Genomic DNA, 17,549 nt, shown 5'->3' with positions numbered 1-17,549 from the left:
CCATGAAGCCGTCGGAAGCTCCGGTCAGCGAACCGGATCCGCTGCTGGTCGTCAATCAAGTGGCGCACTGGCTCGGTGAGCCCAGGGCAACTCTGTACGCCTGGCGGACTCCCGGACTCGATCATCGTGCGATCCATGTGGGCAACATGCTGCGGTACGGCCGAAGCGAAATCGAGCGGTGGCTCGATGGTCACACCGACTGTCGGTGCTGATCTGCGGACGGTTCTTATCGCCATGCCGGCCATGTATGCAGATTGGGGTTGCGACACCTGGGAACATTGAGCAGTGACGCAACCCCGCCAGCGACCGGCTGACATCTGGACCCGGCTGAACGAGATTTCCGGAGAAGCGGCCGACAACGTCCAACGTCAGCATGTGGTTTCGCAAGCGACTCTGCGGGAGTTCACCGGCAGTTGGCCAGGTCGATCCGGCCGCCTGTTGGCCAGCATGAACCTCGACTTTCCGAATGCGTCCCCTCGGCCCGCAGGAACTTCAAAAAGCGGTTTTGTTCCAGATTTCCTGCGCTACGCGTCCAGGTCAGCCGAACAGGTATGGCAGGAGACCGAAACCCGCCTGCCCGCAGCGACACGCGCCGCCGCTGACGGATCGCTGTTCGGGCGGCCCGATCTCGTCAAGGTCATCCGCGACGCGATCGCTCTGCATTTCGTCAGAAGTCACCAGACGTCGATGATGCACGAAGGCGCCTGGAGCACCGTCCGGCGACAGGCCAGAGACCAGTGGCTCTGCAACGAGCAGGTGCTCGAGCAGGCGTTCCTCAAGAAGTACGGCCTGCATCTTCCGTCCCGTAGCCGTGGTGCACTCGAGTTGATGGCTGACGAACTACTGCGTCCGATGGATGCTCTTTTCGAGTCCGGCGCTTTGCTGCGCATCAGGATTGAGCATCTATTCGCTGAGGCCAAACGTATTGCCGACGGTACCGGTCTGGAGATTGCCCGACCCATCGTCGGCGAGTTCCTCATAGGCGACACTCCTGCCCTCGCAGTCAGAATCGGCCACGACGGAATCGGCCCTACTGGTGGCGTGCCGCTGGGTGACGCCGACCAGGTCGTGTTTCCCCTGGGTCCTCATCTGCTTGCTTCACTCGGCCCACGCAACGCGTACGGAGCAATTCCGGCACAACTCGTTGACGCGTTCAATGGCCTACAGGTTCGAGCCGCGCAACGGCACGTGTACTTCCGACCCGGCAGCGGCCTCGAACGTACGGTGCGCCGAGCCGCGCGTCGGCGCAGCGGGGCCGAGCCAGCCAGTCAGCATAACGAGGGCGATGCAACCTCGTAATGCCAACGGATCCGCCACACCAAGCATCTCGAACTCGGAGTTTTGGACGCGGCAGAGAGGACTGACGCGATGCAGGATCAAGAACTTCGGACAGTCGCAGGACTGCTGCACGAACGCAACGTGATTGACAAGAAGATCGCCGGCATAATCGAACGTCCGATGACAGCGGGCCATCTCGGCGAGTGGATAGCTGCGAAGATCTTCGACATTGATCTGGAGCAGACCGCAACGTCGAAGGCGTTCGACGGCCGGTTCGCCTCGGGCTCGCTGCAAGGTCTGACGGTCAACGTGAAGTGGTACCTCAAGAGGGAAGGCCTCATCGACGTCACCGAGTCGGACGGCTTGGACTACTACCTGGTGCTCGCTGGTCCCGCAGCACCCGCGATCAGTTCGCGCGGAACAGTCCGGCCCTGGTGCCTGAACTCCGTGCACCTGTTCGATGCCCGCCAGTTGCTCCGTGAGCTACGGGAGCGTGGCGTCAGGATCGGCACCGGTACCAGCGTGCTCGCCGCTCAATGGGCTGCGGCTGAAATCTACCCGCAGCAGCGGAGTTCAGCGCTGGTCGTTCAACCTGAACAGGCAGCCCTTCTCCGACAGTTCGCCTCAGCGCCATGAACGAGACGTGGCTGACCGGTGCACCAGTCGTGATCGGTTCACCGGTCAGCCACGGCTTGTCAGTTGGCAGCGGTTGGCGAATGGCCACTTGGTGCGAGCGTTCGCGCCTCTGCTGCCGGGTTGATGGGAGTTGCCGCCGCGGCCGGTGGGGCTGAGTCGCCGCTGAGGAACAGCGCCAGGTTCTGGGCGATCTGGCCTGCTGTGGTGGCGTCCATGTAGGCCGGCTCCGTCCAGTTGATGTCCATCAGCACTGCGACCCGACCGCGGCCGGTGACCTGATCGGGACCCCACACGGCCGCGACCGGGACCGACGCCCCGTCAGGGCCGGGACCGGAGGCGAACACGTTGGCACCGGCAACCCCGCTCATTCCCCCGGGCGCGGAGACGGTCCAGGTCGACAATGCGAACGGACGCTGACCGATCCCGTCGACGGCTGCTGTATTGACCGGGACAGGGCCGGTCTCGTAGAACGGGTCGCCGAGGTTGCCGATCTGCACGTCCGCGGCCCCGGGTACGACGCTCTTGACCAGCGTGGTCGCAGCAGCGTTGACACCTTCGCAGCAGGGTCGTTCACCGGTCAGGTAGACGCTCCCGCCGGCCTTGACGTAGGCGGCGAGCCGGTCGAGGTCGGCCGCCGGCAGCGGCGTGACGCTGAGGTGCCAGATCTGGCCATAGCCGGACAGGTTCGCCGGGAGGGCATCCTCGCGGATGACCTCCACGGTGTAGCCTGCCGCTCGGAGTTGGGCCTGGAGCCAGTCCGCGCCGTTGGTGTCGCCGAAGACCCCGGAGCCCACGACAAGCACATCAGCTGTGTTCGGGGCGGGCGTCTTGGGCGTTACCTCGACGTCTATGGATGCCGCGGTCTGCGGTTTGAGGCCGTTGGCGGGGCTCGTCGTGGTCACCCGGTACATGCCCGGAGTGTTCGGGGCGGTGTAGATGCCGTCAGCGGTGATGGTGCCACCACCGGGCTCGACCGACCAGTTGACTGTCTGGATCAGCGACCGCGCGACGGTGGCGCTGAACTTGAGCGTTCCGCCGACTTCCACCGACACCGGCCGGGGTGTGATGGTCACGCCCATCAAGGGCCCAGACTCGTAGAGCGTCACCGAGAACGAGATCAGTGGATCCCTTTCCCAGTTCGCGATGGTTTTACCCAGGATCGACAGTTGGACGCCCGCACCGATGGTGCCGGTGAGTTTCCATGTGATGAACGCGTCCTCGCTGGTGTCGGCCCGAAGGTCGATCGGGTACACGGTGTTCTGCATGTAGGGGCCGACCACGCCGTACAGGAGCAGGTTCAGCCGGGCCCTGGCGCCGACCTTGAACTCGGCAGCGGCGAACACGGTCGGCGGTTGGAACGAGGTGGTCCGGTTGTTGATCGTTCGCGGGGTGACCCGGCCGTCCCTGGTCGCCACCTCGACGCCGTACGTGCTGGTGTCGCTGATCGACGTCACTACGCCGGCGCTGATCTTGCCGGAGCTCTCGAGGCTGAGGTCCAGCCGCGGAACGACGACCACGGGAACCGGACCGACAGAGAACTGGATCGGCCGGAAGTAGATCTGGCCCAGCGGAATGCTGCCCTTGATCTCCTTCTCGATCTCGGCGGTCAGCGACAGCTTCCGGGTGGTCTGGATCTGCGCCCGGAAGTTGGTGTCGGTGTGGAAGCAGCACCGGACGGAAGCGTCGAACGACACCGTGGGCGTGATGTCCTGCGACCCGGTGACGTGGACCTTCCCGTTCCCGACTTTCACGAGGTCCACGTCGATCGCGACGGTGAGTTTCGGACCGGCCAGCTCAGCCCTTAGAGCGTTCTGTCCGACGATCCGCACGCCCTCCATGGCCGGCCTGAACTGCTCCACGTCCGCGCCGTCGAGAGTGTTCTCCAACGCCAACCCGCCGTTGCTGACCGCATCGTCGAGGGACGCCGCCGCCGTCGCGACCCGGGTCGTGGTTCCGTCCGTCGTGACAGAGGTGACCTTTCTCAGCAGGCCAAACGGTGTCCGGTCGCTCACCCCGGCGACCACGACCCGCCCTGCCGTCAGAGCGCGAACCTGGTCAGTCGGCTTCTCGAACACCAGGGTCTGGTCGCCGGTCACCTCGGTGAGCGTCGACAGGGACTCGGGCGACAGGACCACCGTCTCAACCGCGATGGTGACGTCGGGCCGGGTGGCAGCGGTGGCGAGAGCCGGACCGGGTCCCTTGGCGTTCCTTGCGCGCACGCTGAACTTGTAGGCGGTGCCGTTACGCAGGCCGGTGATCGTCGTGGACGTGGTGTCCGCCTTCGTCCGCACCACAGCGCCGCCGGGGTTCGTCACCACCTCGTACCCGGTGATCGGAGATCCTCCGTCGTCGCCGGGTTCCCAGCTCACCGTCACGCCGCCCTTTCCCGCGGGCGCGGCCTGGACGGCGGCCGGTGCCGCCGGCGGTCCGATCGCCGGTGTGACCGGGCGGGTGCGATCGGATTCCCTGCCGCGACCGGCCGCGTTGACGGCGCTGACCACGAACCGGTAGGTCTTGCCGTTGGTCAGTCCGGTTACGACGGCCTGGCGAGCGTCGCCCTCGACGGTGACGACAAGATCGCCCGGCTGCGCGACCACCCGGTAGCCCGTGATCGCGCTGCCCCCGTCGTTGTCCGGTGCGTTCCAGGTGACGACTGCCTGGAGGTTTCCCGCGGTCGCGGCCACCGCACGGGGTGTGCCCGGTGGGGTTGCCGCTTTGGGCCGGATCGGTTTCGTCGGCCAACTCGCGGGGCCGGTACCCGCAGCGGTGATGGCTGCGACCGTGAAGGTGTACACCTTGCCGTTGGTCAGCTGACCGACCTGATAGCTGGTCACATTCGTCGTAGTGACGGTGGCACCGCCGGGATACGCCGTAATCACGTAACCCGTGACCACCGCTTCGCCGGCGTTCGACGGTGGCTTCCACTTGACAAGCGCTGAAGCGTCTCCGGGCGTTGCCGTCACACCGCTCGGCACGGACGGACGCCGCTTCGTCTCTGCGTTTGCCGTCGGCACGAGTAGTCCCAACGTCAGGACTACAACGGCTGCCATCGAACTTAAGACCAGAAAGCTTCTGGATGACCAGGATCGCACGTGGACCTCCGAGGGGCGCTAACGACCATGGATCGAAACACCGTGTTCAACGGTGAGCTGGTGACGGCCGTTGTGGCCCGTTGCGGGCTTCTGTGCCTCCGGTCAGGCAGGCTCGGACGCCGACTGCCGAACGAACTCCGCCGATCTTCGGCGACGCACACCGTTCTCCCGCCGACTGCCGGCCTGGTAGTTGTTGGTCCAAGACCGCTGTCCTACGCACTGGCGGCGAATGTCGCCGGCTTTCCGACAAAGCGCCTTGCGTTATTAAGCACGTGGCGGATGTCGAATCCGGCCGAGGATGTGACGCAATACCTCGAAAAGACCACGACCGGGACATTGCTCAAAAACTGACGGGACAGCAGACGATCCGATATTCGCGCACGAGGACGACGCGGACACATCGGGAAGTGCCTTCGATGGTGAACGCCCTGCGGTGCCGCACAGTGCAGTAGCGAGGTTGCCGGACGCATATTCGAGCGACCGAATCGAGTTTGAGAGGCATTCCCGATTGGGTGAATCGGCAACGCTTCGCTTGGATCGTCTTCCTACACTCGCGGTGGAGGGCGCAATCGGGCGATGATCGGGATCGGAGTCGACCGGTGGTTGATCTCCGTGTCCGACGTCCGGCGACGGTCAGGTGGACGCTGACCACCGTGGGGTCGGTCGGTGGCTTCTTCCTCTCGTGGTGGGTGCTTAGCCTCGCCGGCCTGTCGCCCGACGTGGCGTTGTCGCTGGCGGCCGTCGTAATGGCGGTGATCGGAGCGCCGATGTCCGCATGGGCGTCCCGGGCCGACGAGGACATCAACTCTCGCGCACCCAGTCCCGACACTGGCGCCGATGCCGACGTCGTGGTTGTCGGCGAGGTTCCGGCCCAGGCCCCTGGCTTCGTCAGTCGCGCCGACATTCTCGACGAGGTCGACAAGGCGATCGTGAGCGCCACCGGGCCGCGGGTCGTGTCTCTGGTCGGTCCTCCCGGCGCGGGCAAGACCCAATTGGCCGCGGCCTGGCTCAGGTCACAAGTGCGGACCCGGGTGTCAGTTGTGGCTTGGATCGTCGCCGAGACCGAAGCGACCCTCCTCGACGGTCTCGCTGCTGTCGCGGAGCGCGTCGGTGCGGCGCCGGGCGAGACAGCGGTGACCGTCCGGGCCGCCGCGGCTCGGCGGTGGATCGAGAGCACCGGACGATCGGTGGCCCTGGTCTTCGACAACGTCGTCGACGTCGACGTGGTCCGGCGATGGCTTCCGGCCGTTGGCGGGGCGACCGCTGTCATCACAGGCGTCCGGCGGGCGGCTCGTGACCTTGGTTCGCTGGTCGAGGTAGGTCCGTTCCCGGTGTCTACCGCCGTCGGCTTCCTGGCCGAACGGACCGGGCTCGACGACCGCTCGGGAGCTGCCGCGGTGGCGGCGGAGCTCGGTGCGTTGCCGTTGGCGATGTCGCAGGCGGCTGCGGTGATCCGGGTTGAGGGGTGGAGCTACGCGACCTATCTGGACCGTCTGCGAAGTGTTTCGCTGGACCGGTTGCTGCGGCGGGTGGATGGCGACAGCTACGAGCGCGGGGCCGCGGAGGCGATCCTGCTGTCGATCGCGACGATTACCGACGGGGGACCAGATCGGGAAGCCGTCGATCGGGTCCTGACCCTGTTGAGCATGCTCCCGGCCGGATGCCCGCGCGATCGGTTGGAGCGCGCCTGCGCCGCATTGTCGGTGGTGACCGACGGCGGGACAGCAGTGGCGCCGGACCAGGTCGCGAGGGCCCTCGCCCGCGCTACGGCGATAAGCCTAATCACCTTGCCCCGCGGCGGCCGCCTAGTCCAGATGCACCGGCTCGTCCAGCGGGTCATCCGTGACCGTGTCCACGTCAACGGCGGCATCGACGCGTATCGGCAAGCTGTGGACTACGTCGACCCCGACTGGGTGCAACGCCGAACGTTGATCCTGCTCACCGCTGTCCAGATTCCCAACGGCGTCGGGGTCGCGTTGGGAACTCTCGGCGGCCCTCTGCTCGGATGGGCAGTGGGAGGTCCGGTCGTGGCCGGGCTGACGATCTCGTGCAGCCTCGCTGGTGGTGCACTGTCCGCGCTGCCCGCCACATGGTTGATGCGCCGCTACGGCCGGCGCCCCGCGCTCGTCGCGAACCACCTCGCCGGCGCCCTGGGCGGCTGCCTCATGTTCGCCGCCGCCCATCTGACGTCGGTCACTCTGCTGCTGGTCGGAGGAACGCTCTTCGGAGCGGGGACGGCGGCGAACCTCCAGAGCAGATATGCGGCTGTCGACCTGGCCCGGCCCCACGTCCGGGGACGCACGCTGTCGATCGTGGTGTGGAGCACCACCATCGGCGCCATCGTCGGGCCCTCGCTGTTCCCCTTCATCGACCGCATCGGCCGGCTCGCGGGCGCTCCCGCGTACGCGAGCGGGTTCGTCGGCTCCGCGACGATGTTCACCGCCTCGGCTGCCGCCGTGTGGTGGTTGATGAGGCCGGATCCGCTCCTCATCGCCCGGGCAGAGAACGCCCGTCAAAGCACCGCCCAGTCCGTTCCGATCTACCCGCAACCCGCCGCGGTCGCGGGTGCCGACCTGCGGGCTGCCGCCCGTATCGTCCTGACCGACATCGACGCCCGCGCAGGAACAGCAACGGTCATGCTGGCCCACGCCGCCATGATCGCGGTCATGATTTTCGGCGCCATTCATGTGCTCGAGGGACATCACGCGCCTCCAGCGCTGACCGGCGTCGGAGTCATGGTGGGGCTGCATGTCGCCGCCATGTACGCGTTGTCGCCGGTCATGGGCGTCCTCGTCGATCATGTCGGCCGTCGACCGACGATCGCCGGTGGCATCGCGCTCATCGCAGGCGGTTGTCTCGGGATCGCGATCGCATCTCCGTCGCTGCCGGTCACCACGCTCGGACTCGTGTCGATCGGCTTCGGGTGGTCCGCGTGCATGGTGGCCGGATCTACGTTGCTGAGTGAATCGGCGGGTCCGGCCGACCGACCCGCGGTTCAGGGGTTCTGTGACATCGCCATGGGCGTCGCCGGTGGCCTCGCTGCCATCTGCTCCGGAGTCGTGGTCACGTTCTTCGGCACGGCGGCACTCGGCGTGGCCGGAGCGGCACTCATGACCGCCCTCGTTGCCGTCAGCTTCTCCCACCGAGCGCGGGTGCCATTGCCCTAGCCGGAAGGAGCGGTGTGCAGGTAGTTGCCCATCCGGTCCGGGCCGCATCGATCACGGCGCCTGGGCCGCACGACCCCGTCATCGTTCTCTGCCAGTGAGAGCCACCCGTCACCAAGTTGTGACTCGCCCAACCTCACGGTCAAACCACGGTCAAAAGATCAAGGGCGGCTCCCGCGGCACCGGGAAAGCCGCCCTTGACCTGCGTATATTTGGGTGGACCTGATGACGGCTTACTTGAATCCGTCGGAGCAAATCCGGGAGCTTGTAAACTGGGTCAAGGTGGATCGCTGACACGGGGTGTTTGGCTCTATACGCTGGCCAGGGGCTTGGTCACTGTCGGTCTGCGGCAGCGCGACTGCGCGCCGCTGGCGGTTCGCACCGCTGGCCTTCCGATTTCAGAGGCGAGCCAGATCATCGGCTGCCATCAGCCGTTAGCCGTAGTCGCAGGTCAAGCAGCGAACTCGGCGAGGCCACCGATCGGTCGCTGTTGGCGCTCGACCGGTAGCTGCCCCTTCGTGAGCAATTGCTAGCAACATCGGAGGGTTGGCGGTTTCCTGTCGCGCGCTCCCTCACGGTTGCGCTGTGGCAGGTTGAAGCGCCGATGGATCGCTTGATTGATCAACGATTCGGCGTCTCGCCGTTCGATCGGAGGGTTCGCTGCCGGACCGGTGGATGCCATGCTTTCAAGCAAACCATGCGGGAGGTGGATGACCGATGGCGACGGATTCCAGGGTGCCGGAATTGTCGCGGTTTGAAATCACAGCATTGCTTGATCGAGCACTTGAGGCAAGAACTGGGGGACCCTGGGCTGCCTCCCCAGGACTCCCGTGGACGCATCTGACGAGGAGAAGCGCGAAGCTGAAGAACGAGATCGTCAAGAGCGCATAGAGCGGCAGGAACGACAGCAAAAGGCAGCGGAGGAGTTCGTACTGGCCCTAAACGCTCGACTTCGCGAGGCATACCAAGAGGGCGCTGACACTGCAGTCGATCGCGCGGATCGCAACGCCTGGAATGCCCGAAGCATCACACTTTATCTAGTTGTGCTCGGCGTCGTAGCAATGCCAGTCATCGCAATGGTCACGAGCTTGGATCCGCAGGCTTTCGGAAGCTACATTGCTCCGGTCACAGGCATTGCAGGCACCGTAGTCGGATATTGGTTCGGGGCATTGAGCCGACCGGGGAGCCACAACACTGACGCCCAGTAGGCAAGGCCAGTTGCTTCTTGGACCTTGCATCCCGTCGCGCAGGTTGCGCGCGGCCGAGCCGCGCGTGACCTGATCTAGGTGGTGAACCCGAGGTGGGACCGCGGTCGCCGAGGCCATCCGACGGGGCCTGCTCTGACCGGAGTCGATCGAGGCGGGCACGGTTGGGATTGCCGAACGAGGGAAATGGAGGGGTCGCGAAGACGCCCGACGACGAGGTGAACTGTCATGACCGATCGTTGGTCCCTCACGGAGACGCCCGCCATGTACCCAGGTGACGACCAGGAGAGCCGCTGTCCGGCCACCTCCGACCTGACCGCCCCGCAGTCCGCGACGCTGGCGGCACTACCGTCGGTCATCGGACCGGTGCTCCGGACGGTCACCTGCGAGTTGGCGCTCGGCCACGACGGCGACCACATCGCCTTCACCGGCGCCGCCGACGACGGCGAGCGTTGGTGGTGGCTGTACTGGGCGAGCGACCGCCACCGGCTGATCCAGGTCGACACCTGCGCCCGTGCGAGCATCAACGGACCGCACCGTGACGAGTGCCTGCTGGCGCAGGACCACTCCGGTCCGCACAGTTTCGACATCCGGGCCACCTGCGTCATCGAGAAGGCAGTCAGGGCATGAGCGTGGCCCGGATGTCGCGCTTCAGAACCTTTCCGACCTTCGACCGCGGCAGGTCCGGCCAGATCTCGATCTGCTTCGGCGTCTTCACCGCACCGATGCGCTCGCGGACGAACGCGCCGATCTCGGCCGGCGCCACCGTGCGTCCCATCCGAAGCTGCACCACGGCGGTGACCCGCTCACCCCACTTGTCGTCGGGCAGCCCGATGACGGCGCAGTCCTGCACCGCCGGATGCTGCATGATCGCCTGCTCGACCTCGGTCGAGTACACGTTGAAGCCGCCGGTGATGACCATGTCCTTGGCCCGGTCGACGATGAACAGGTAGTTGTCCTCGTCGAGGTAGCCGATGTCGCCGGTGTGGTGCCAGCCGTGCGCCGACGCCGCCGCGGTGGCGGCCGGGTCGCGGTGGTAGCCGCGCATCACCAGCGAGCCGCGCACGACGATCTCCCCGGTTTCGCGTCGGCGTTTCAGCTCGCCGTCGTGGCCCATGATCGCCACCGTGCACAGCGGCGACGGGCGGCCGGCCGATGCCAGGCGCTCCGACGCGATCATGCCGTCGGGGCGGAAGTGGTCGCGCGGCGCCATCGTGGAGATCATCATCGGCGCCTCGGTCTGGCCGAACAGTTGCGCCATCACGGGACCGATCCGGCGCAGCGCCTCCTCCAGGCGGGCCGGTGACATCGGGGCGGCGCCGTACCAGAAGCACTGCAGCGACGACAGGTCGGTGTCGTCGAGGCAAACGTGTGCGAGCACCATGTAGATCAGCGTCGGTGGCAGGAACGTGTGCGTGACCCGGTGCGCCTGCACGTGGTCCAGGAAAACGCCGACCGCGGGAGTGCGCATCACGACGACCTCGCCACCGAGCGCCAGCACGGGAAAGCACAGCACGCCCGCGGCGTGGGTCAGCGGTGCGAGCGCGAGGTAGACCGGGCGGCCCTCGAACGGGTAGCTCATCAGCGTGAGGGCCGTCATCGTCTCGAGGTTGGTGCCGGTCAGCTCCACACCCTTGGGCCGGCCGGTGGTTCCGCCGGTCCCGACGATCATCGCGAGGTCGTCGTGGGCGGGCTCGTCGGCCGGCTCCTCGCCGCCGTCGAGGAAGTCGTTCCAGTCCTCGTCGTCGTCGAAACAGATCACCGTCGTGAGGTCGCGCAGGTCGTCACGGATCTGTCGGACCAGCGGAGCGAACGGTTCCTGGTAGATGAGCGCGACGCAGCCGAACAGGTCGAGCAGTTCGCGGTTCTCGGCCGCCTCGTTGCGCGGGTTGATCGGGCACCACACCGCGCCGGCCCGGCTGATCCCGAACACGCAGGTGAACGCCGTCGGGTCGTTGGCCGACAGGATCGCGACCCGGTCGCCGGGCCGCACGCCGCGGGCCTTCAGGGCCGACGCGATGCGCCCGCTGAGGTTCTGCACCTCGGCGTAGGAGACGCTCTGCCCGTCGGTGGTCAGGCAGGGCGCGTCGGGATCGAGCGACGCGCCCTTGTCCAGGTAGTCGACAAGCCGCACGGAGATCAGCCCCCGACGGTGACGACCGGTTCGCGCACCAGTCCGAAGCTGCTGAGCACGCCGAGCAGCTCGCGGTGCCCGAACGCCTGGCAGCCCGACGCGAAGCCGGCTCTCCGGGGCGGCTTCTGCAGCAGCGAGTACGCCGCGTACGCCTGCAGCAGCCCGGTCTGCTTGTAGTTGCTGTTGCCGTGAATCACGCAGTGCGCCCGGCCGAGCGGTCCGGACGCGTGCACCGAGTCGAGGGACTTGTTGACCCGCGGGTTCTCCCGCGGCGGCATCTGGTTCATCACCTGCGCGGCGGTGGCCGTGAGCGCGGCGTACTGCTCGTCGGGCGGCAGGTGCTTCGTCGCCTCGACGGCCTGCGCCACGATCTGCGGAACGCCGAGCATCAGCGGCCGGTTGAACACGCCGCCGAGCACCTTGACGTTCGCGACCCGCGGGTCGCGCCGGTACCAGACCGGGTGGGACGTGCCGCCCCACGGCAGGGCCAGCGCCAGCTCGTGCTGGCCGGGGATCACCAGCTGGTAGAGGCCGGCGTCCGGGTCCCATGGCGCGTATTTGTTCTGTTCGAGGTGGAACGCGCCGGCAAGCGCCGCGTTGACGAGAATCGTGAGCGTCGACGCGATCGTGGGGCTGCCTCCCCAGAACACCGCGATGTCGAGGGTGTCCAGGCCGGGTGTCTCCAGGCAGAGTTCGGCGGCGATCTCGCCGGTGGTGTACATGTGCGCGATGCCGGGCGCGAGCAGCAGGCCGGCCTTCGCGAAGTCGCTGCCGTAGTTCTCGTCGCAGGTGATGAGCCAGTCCTGCTCGCCGGTGGTGTCGAGGTAGTGCGCGCCGCTGGCCAGGCACGCCTCCACGACGGCGGGGCCGTGCTTCGAGAACGGTCCGACGGTGTTGCACACGACCTCGGCGCCGGCGAACAGGTTCTGCAGCGCCTCGGGGTCGTGGCCGACCTCGACGATCTCGTAGTCGGCGGTCTCGATGCCGGCGACGTTCGACTCCATCGAGGCCTTGAGCTTGGCCGCGCTGCGGCCGGCGGCGATGAACGGCACGTGGTACTCGCGCAGGTACTCGCAGATCAGTCGGCCGGTGTAGCCGGAGGCGCCGTAGACGACGACGGGCTTGTCTGCCATGACGTCACATCCCCATTCCGCCGTCGACGGGCAGTCCCACGCCGTTGATGAAGCTGGCCTCGTCCGACGCGAGGAAGACCACGGCGGACGCCATGTCGGCGACCTCGCCCAGCCGTCCCGACGGCGTGAGCCCGACGACCGCGCCGACCGCCTCCTCCGGCGACCCGAACAGCCCGATCCGGGCGACGTCGTTGGCCAGGCCCGCACCCATCGCGGTCGGGACGAGGCCGGGGTAGATGCAGTTGACCCGCACGCCGTAACCGAGCTTGCCCGACTCCATCGCGGCGACGCGGGTGAGCCGGTCGACGCCGGACTTGGTGGCCGAGTACACGCCGATGCCGGGGAACGCGATCGTCGCGGCCACGGAAGCGACGTTGATGACCACTCCGCCGCCGCTCCCGCGCATGGCGCGGAACGCGTGCTTGATGCCGAGCGCCGTGCCGAGGAGGTTCACCTCCAACTGCTTGCGGGCCTTGTCGGCGTCGAGGTCGATCAGCAGGCTCGTGATCTCGATGCCGGCGTTGTTGACCAGGATGTCGAGCCCGCCGAGCAGGTCGGTCGCCTGGCCGACGGCGGTCTCCCAGGCGGTGTCGTCGGTGACGTCGAGGTGCACCGAGCCGTGCCCGTCGCCGAGCGACTCGGCGACCTTGGCGCCAAGGTCGTCCTGCAGGTCGGCGACGACGACCTTCGCACCGGCGGCGGCCAGGGCGCGGGCCATGCCCTCACCCAGCCCCTGGGCGGCGCCCGTGACTAGTGCCTTACGTCCGTTGAGATCGGCCATGGGGAAGCTCCAAGGTGCGGCGGCGGATGAGACCCCCATCACATCCCTGGTCTTGACGTCTGTCAAGAAAAATCTTGACAGGCGTCCAAGAAAATTTGGACACTTGTCAAGAACCGGCCCCGGACATTTAGGATGCGAGCGTGGCTCCCTCTCCGAGTACGCGACGCGGCACCGTCGACAAGTTCGACGCTCGTCGCGACCAGCTCGCCGAGTCGGCGCTGAAGACGCTGGGCGAGCTCGGGTACGCGCGCACCACGCTGCGGGAGATCGCGAACAACTCGACGTTCAGCCACGGCGTCGTCCACTACTACTTCCAGGACAAGCTCGAGCTGGTCATCCACAGCGTCCGCTACTACAAGGCCCGCTGCGTCACCCGCTACGACGGGGTCCTGGCCGCGTCCCTCACCGCCGACGGGCTGGTCGACGCGTTCGCGGCCAAGCTCGCGGAGACCATCCGCGAGGAGGCGCCGATGCACCGCCTCTGGTACGACCTGCGCACCCAGAGCATGTTCGAGGAGCAGCTCCGCGACGCGGTCACGGTGATCGACAAGACACTCGAGGAGATGATCTGGCGGGTGGTCAGCCGCTACGCCGAACTCTCCGACCGTCCGCCGGCCCTCGAACCGCCGCTCGCGTACGCCATGCTCGACGGGCTGTTCCAGCAGGCGCTGCTGGCCTACGTCGGCGGAGACACCGAGGTGCTGACGCTGCTCGTCGGCCAGGTCCGGGCCGTCATGCCGCTTCTGCTCGCGCCGCTTCCGGCCGGGCACTGAGCGTCCTGCGCGGAGCGCGGGGACCGCTTGTGCGACGGTAGGCCGGCGGGTCCGGGCATGGTGCACGTGCCATGCCCTTCCACAGTCTCCGGCGGTCGCGCGTCGTGCGGATCGCGCTCGCCGTCTCGGTTCAGCTCACCGGCCTGGTGACCGTCGGAGCGGGTGCCTTTCTGGCCAGCGTCGACCTGCCGGACGCGCCACAGGCACCCGAGGCGTCACAGCTGCTGTACTCGGACGGCCGGACCGTGCTCGCGTACGTCGGGGTCACCAACCGCGGCGAGGTCGCGCTCGCGGACGTCCCGCTGCAGGTGCGGCACGCGGTCCTGGCCGCCGAGGACCGCGGCTTCTACGACCACCGCGGGGTCTCCGCACGGGGAATGGTCCGGGCCGTCACGGCGAACGTCTTCGGCGACGGGCTGCAGGGCGCCTCGACCATCACGCAGCAGTACGTCAAGAACGCGTACCTGACCGGGGAGCGGTCGATCCACCGGAAGGTCCGCGAGGCCGAGCTGGCGATGCGGCTCGAGGAGCGCCACAGCAAGGACCAGATCCTGGAGCGCTACCTGAACACCATCTACTTCGGGCGCGGCGCGTACGGGATCGCCGCCGCGGCGCAGACCTACTTCGGGGTCCCGGTCGGCGAGGTCACGCTGGCACAGGGCGCTGTTCTCGCGGCGGCCATCAAGGACCCGTGGGGCTTCGACCCCGCGGAGAACCCCGGCCCCGCGCGGGCGCGCTGGCACTGGATCCTGTCGAAGATGACCGAAGAGGGCTGGGTCACCGGGAACGCCGTGCGGGCCACGCCCTACCCGGTGGTGGCGCCCCCGCGCGGCCCCGCCGGTCACGTCGTCGACCTGGTCGAGCGCGAGCTCGGCCGCTACGGCGTCACGCCGCAGACGCTGCGCACGGCCGGACTGCGCGTCGTCACGACGATCGACCGGGAGGCGCAACGGGCCGCGGCCGACCACCTCGCCCCGGCCCTGGACGCCGACCTCCGGGCGGCGCTCGTCGCCGTCGATCCGCACACCGGCGCGGTGCGCGCGTACCACGGCGGCGGCTCGTTCGACTACGCCCGCGGTCTGCGCCCGCCCGCGGCGACGTTCCACCCGGTGGTCCTGGCCGAGGCCCTCCGGCAGGGGATCTCGGCGCGCTCGCGCTGGAACGGCTCGTCCCCGCGGACGTTCCGGGGGCGCCCGCCCCTGTACAACCCCGGAAACGCCCAGTGCCCGGACTGCACGCTCCTCGACGCGACGGCGCGGTCCCTCAGCACGCCCCTGTACGACGTGGCGGAACGGGTCGGACCCGCGAAGGTCGCCGACCTGGCGCACCGCCTGGGCGTCACCTCCGCGCTGGTCGACCTGCCCGGCGAGCCGACCCCGGGCGAGACCCGGGCCGACATCGCGCTGGGCCGGTACCCGGTGAGCCCTGCGGACCTCGCGTCGGTGTACGCGACGTTCGCCGCGAAGGGCATCCGGCGGGACCGTCACGTCGTCACCTCGGCCTCGTCGCCCGACGGCGGCGCGGTGCCGGTCACGCGGACCGCGGAGCACCGGGTCCTCGGCGAGCGCGTGGCCGCCGACGTGACCGAGGTCCTGGCTGCCGCACCCCGGCCCCGGCTGCCGGACGACCGACCGGCCGTGGCGCTCTCCGGAACCGTCCGGTGGGGTGACGGGGCGCCCGTCCGCGACGGCTGGACGGCCGGCTACACCCCGGACCTGGCCGTGGTCGTGTGGACCGGTCGGGAGACGCCCGACGGGCCGGATCCGGCGCAGCCGTCCCGGGACGCCTGGACCGGGTTCGTCGGCGTCAGCTGAGGTCCACGTCCTCGTCGCCCATGGTCAGTTTCTCCAGGTGGGGCAGCGTGCGTAGGACGGTGACGATCTCGTCGTCCGGTTCACCGGGTACCCACAGCTCCCTCAGTTCGGTGAGCTCGGCGAGCCACTCCGGCAGCTCGTCGATCTCGTTCAGCCACAGGCTGAGCTGCCGCAGGTTGGACAGGCGCCGGATCCACTCCGGCACGGTCGCCAGGCCGTTGCGGGACAGCTCCAGCCGGGTCAGGGAGGTGAGCTGCCCCAGGGTGTCCGGCAGGCTGTCCGGTGAGTCGGTGAACCAGCCGAGGTACAGGTCGAGGTCGGTGAGCCGGGACAGGTCGCCGATGCTCTCCGGTAGCCGGTCCGACCGCGTGTCGATGAGGGCCAGCCGTTCCAGGTTGGTCAGCCGGCCGAGGGCGTCGAGCGGCATGCCCTCCAGGTTGTTCTCGCTCAGGTCGAGCGCGCGCAGCCCGGTCAGCGAGCCGACCACCTCGGGCACCTCTTCGAGGATGTTGCGCTGAACGCTCAGTTCGACGAGGCCGTCGAGCCCGGTCAGCCAGTCGGGCAGGTCCTCGAGGTTGTTGAACGCCAGGTCGAGCGACTCGAGGTGGGAGAGCCGGCGCACGGCGTCGGGCAGTTCGTGGAGCCCCAACCTGGACAGGTCCAGGTGCGGCGACCGCGCGACCCGTGCGGCGTCGATCCGTGCCTCGGCCGTCGCCAGGTCGGTCATCGCCTGACCGCCACGGCGCCGAGCAGCGCCTCCTGCCTCTCGTCGACCGGGTCGTCGGGGTGCCAGTCGGTCACCGGAACCAGCCCCGGTTCGACGAGGTCGAACGGGCCCAGCAGGGGAAGGATCCGTTCGCGGGTGCGCAGGTGCAGCGGAGACGGGGTGCGCCGGTAGATGCGGCTGACGTTCTCGGCGTCCTCGACCCGCCCGGGTGGCGGCGAGCCGTGCGAGATCGCGAGGTAGCTGCCGGCCGGCACGGCGTCGTGGAGACGCCGGACGAGGCCGGCCGGGTCGTCGTCGTCACCGACGAAGTGCAGCACCGCGAAGAGCAGCACCGCGACCGGCCGCGACAGGTCGAGGTCGGCTTCCGGATGCGACAGGATCCCGTCGGGGTCGCGCAGGTCGCCCTCGATCGCGTGCGCCGCGGGGTCGTCCGCCAGCAGGCTGCGGCTGTGCGCCACGGCCACCGGGTCGATGTCGACGTAGAGCACGCGCGACCCGGGCGCGGCCGCCCGCGCGATCTCGTGGACGTTCCCGAGCGTCGGTATGCCCGAGCCGATGTCGAGGTACTGCCGGATCCCGGCGTCGGCGAGCCACCGCACCACCCGGCGCAGGAACGCCCTGTTGTCGTGCGCGATCCGTTTCGCGCCGGGCATGCTCGCCTCGGCCTGTTCGACGAGCGCCCGGTCCACCTCGAAGTTGTGGGAGCCGCCGAGGGCGTAGTCGTACATGCGGGCCGCGTTCGGCGCGTCGATGTCGACGTCGTCGGGCGCCCAGGTCGGACGGTTCATCAGGCCTCCGGTTCCGTTCTCGCC

Annotated in this window: 13 protein-coding genes; 7 read left to right on the top strand and 6 right to left on the bottom strand. The window is 68.2% G+C overall.

Features of this window, described 5'->3' with window-relative positions; genetic code table 11:
• The 3 genes from Voc01_RS26725 to Voc01_RS26715 form a co-directional block, all read left to right on the top strand.
• Window positions 1-212 (top strand): helix-turn-helix domain-containing protein (locus tag Voc01_RS26725; RefSeq protein ID WP_203930308.1); only part of this gene is annotated, 212 nt, incomplete at its 5' end.
• Window positions 213-285: 73 nt separating this feature from the next.
• Window positions 286-1,299 (top strand): DUF4238 domain-containing protein, encoded by a 1,014-nt coding sequence (locus Voc01_RS26720; protein WP_203930307.1) that lies wholly within the window; start codon window positions 286-288, stop codon window positions 1,297-1,299.
• A 69-nt stretch (window positions 1,300-1,368) separates the two neighbouring features.
• On the top strand, window positions 1,369-1,914 hold the full coding sequence (locus Voc01_RS26715) for a hypothetical protein (protein ID WP_203930306.1): 546 nt from the start codon (window positions 1,369-1,371) through the stop codon (window positions 1,912-1,914).
• Between the two features lie 59 nt (window positions 1,915-1,973).
• On the opposite strand, the gene Voc01_RS26710 is transcribed toward Voc01_RS26715, so the two are convergent.
• Window positions 1,974-5,006: a fibronectin type III domain-containing protein gene (locus Voc01_RS26710; RefSeq protein ID WP_203930305.1), complete on the bottom strand. Its 3,033-nt coding sequence runs from the start codon at window positions 5,004-5,006 to the stop codon at window positions 1,974-1,976.
• Window positions 5,007-5,659: 653 nt separating this feature from the next.
• On the opposite strand from Voc01_RS26710, the gene Voc01_RS26705 reads away from it, so the two are divergent.
• A complete protein-coding gene (locus Voc01_RS26705) occupies window positions 5,660-8,173 on the top strand; it encodes an MFS transporter (RefSeq protein ID WP_203930304.1) in 2,514 nt (837 codons plus the stop codon).
• A gap of 1,430 nt (window positions 8,174-9,603) precedes the next feature.
• Window positions 9,604-10,005: a hypothetical protein gene (locus tag Voc01_RS26700; protein WP_203930303.1), complete on the top strand. Its 402-nt coding sequence runs from the start codon at window positions 9,604-9,606 to the stop codon at window positions 10,003-10,005.
• On the opposite strand, the gene Voc01_RS26695 is transcribed toward Voc01_RS26700, so the two are convergent.
• From Voc01_RS26695 to Voc01_RS26685, 3 genes are read right to left on the bottom strand one after another with little or no spacing between them, the layout of a single operon-like run.
• Window positions 9,995-11,509 (bottom strand): AMP-binding protein, encoded by a 1,515-nt coding sequence (locus tag Voc01_RS26695; RefSeq protein WP_203930302.1) that lies wholly within the window; start codon window positions 11,507-11,509, stop codon window positions 9,995-9,997. The genes Voc01_RS26700 and Voc01_RS26695 overlap by 11 nt on opposite strands.
• Window positions 11,510-11,514: 5 nt before the next feature.
• Window positions 11,515-12,642, bottom strand: coding sequence for a DUF5938 domain-containing protein (locus tag Voc01_RS26690; protein WP_203930301.1), 1,128 nt, complete (start codon window positions 12,640-12,642; stop codon window positions 11,515-11,517).
• Window positions 12,643-12,646: 4 nt separating this feature from the next.
• Window positions 12,647-13,423 carry an SDR family NAD(P)-dependent oxidoreductase gene (locus Voc01_RS26685; protein WP_203930300.1) on the bottom strand — a complete coding sequence of 259 codons (777 nt, stop codon included), beginning with the start codon at window positions 13,421-13,423 and terminating at the stop codon, window positions 12,647-12,649.
• Between the two features lie 140 nt (window positions 13,424-13,563).
• Here Voc01_RS26685 and Voc01_RS26680 point away from each other — a divergent pair, with 140 nt between their 5' ends.
• Together Voc01_RS26680 and Voc01_RS26675 are read left to right on the top strand one after the other, a co-directional pair.
• Window positions 13,564-14,196 (top strand): TetR/AcrR family transcriptional regulator, encoded by a 633-nt coding sequence (locus Voc01_RS26680; RefSeq protein WP_203930299.1) that lies wholly within the window; start codon window positions 13,564-13,566, stop codon window positions 14,194-14,196.
• A gap of 71 nt (window positions 14,197-14,267) precedes the next feature.
• Complete coding sequence (locus Voc01_RS26675; RefSeq protein ID WP_203930298.1) at window positions 14,268-16,010, top strand: transglycosylase domain-containing protein; 1,743 nt, start codon at window positions 14,268-14,270, stop codon at window positions 16,008-16,010.
• Here Voc01_RS26675 and Voc01_RS26670 read toward each other — a convergent pair.
• Window positions 16,003-16,737: a leucine-rich repeat domain-containing protein gene (locus tag Voc01_RS26670; protein WP_203930297.1), complete on the bottom strand. Its 735-nt coding sequence runs from the start codon at window positions 16,735-16,737 to the stop codon at window positions 16,003-16,005. The genes Voc01_RS26675 and Voc01_RS26670 overlap by 8 nt on opposite strands.
• A complete protein-coding gene (locus Voc01_RS26665) occupies window positions 16,734-17,525 on the bottom strand; it encodes an SAM-dependent methyltransferase (RefSeq protein ID WP_203930296.1) in 792 nt (263 codons plus the stop codon). Before Voc01_RS26665 ends, Voc01_RS26670 begins: the two co-directional genes overlap by 4 nt.
• Between the last annotated feature and the right edge of the window lie 24 nt (window positions 17,526-17,549).

The sequence above is a fragment of the Virgisporangium ochraceum genome, from assembly GCF_016863655.1.
Lineage (GTDB): Bacteria > Actinomycetota > Actinomycetes > Mycobacteriales > Micromonosporaceae > Virgisporangium > Virgisporangium ochraceum.
Note: the sequence above shows the minus strand (reverse complement) of the source record. Positions and strands in the feature narration are given on the sequence as shown.

Coding starts and splice junctions, on each gene's coding strand:
- Voc01_RS26715 (WP_203930306.1), top strand. CDS start 1,369: ATGCAGGATCAAGAACTTCGGACAGTCGCAGGACTGCTGCACGAACGC.
- Voc01_RS26690 (WP_203930301.1), bottom strand. CDS start 12,642: ATGGCAGACAAGCCCGTCGTCGTCTACGGCGCCTCCGGCTACACCGGC.
- Voc01_RS26675 (WP_203930298.1), top strand. CDS start 14,268: ATGCCCTTCCACAGTCTCCGGCGGTCGCGCGTCGTGCGGATCGCGCTC.
- Voc01_RS26670 (WP_203930297.1), bottom strand. CDS start 16,737: ATGACCGACCTGGCGACGGCCGAGGCACGGATCGACGCCGCACGGGTC.
- Voc01_RS26700 (WP_203930303.1), top strand. CDS start 9,604: ATGACCGATCGTTGGTCCCTCACGGAGACGCCCGCCATGTACCCAGGT.
- Voc01_RS26665 (WP_203930296.1), bottom strand. CDS start 17,525: ATGAACCGTCCGACCTGGGCGCCCGACGACGTCGACATCGACGCGCCG.
- Voc01_RS26685 (WP_203930300.1), bottom strand. CDS start 13,423: ATGGCCGATCTCAACGGACGTAAGGCACTAGTCACGGGCGCCGCCCAG.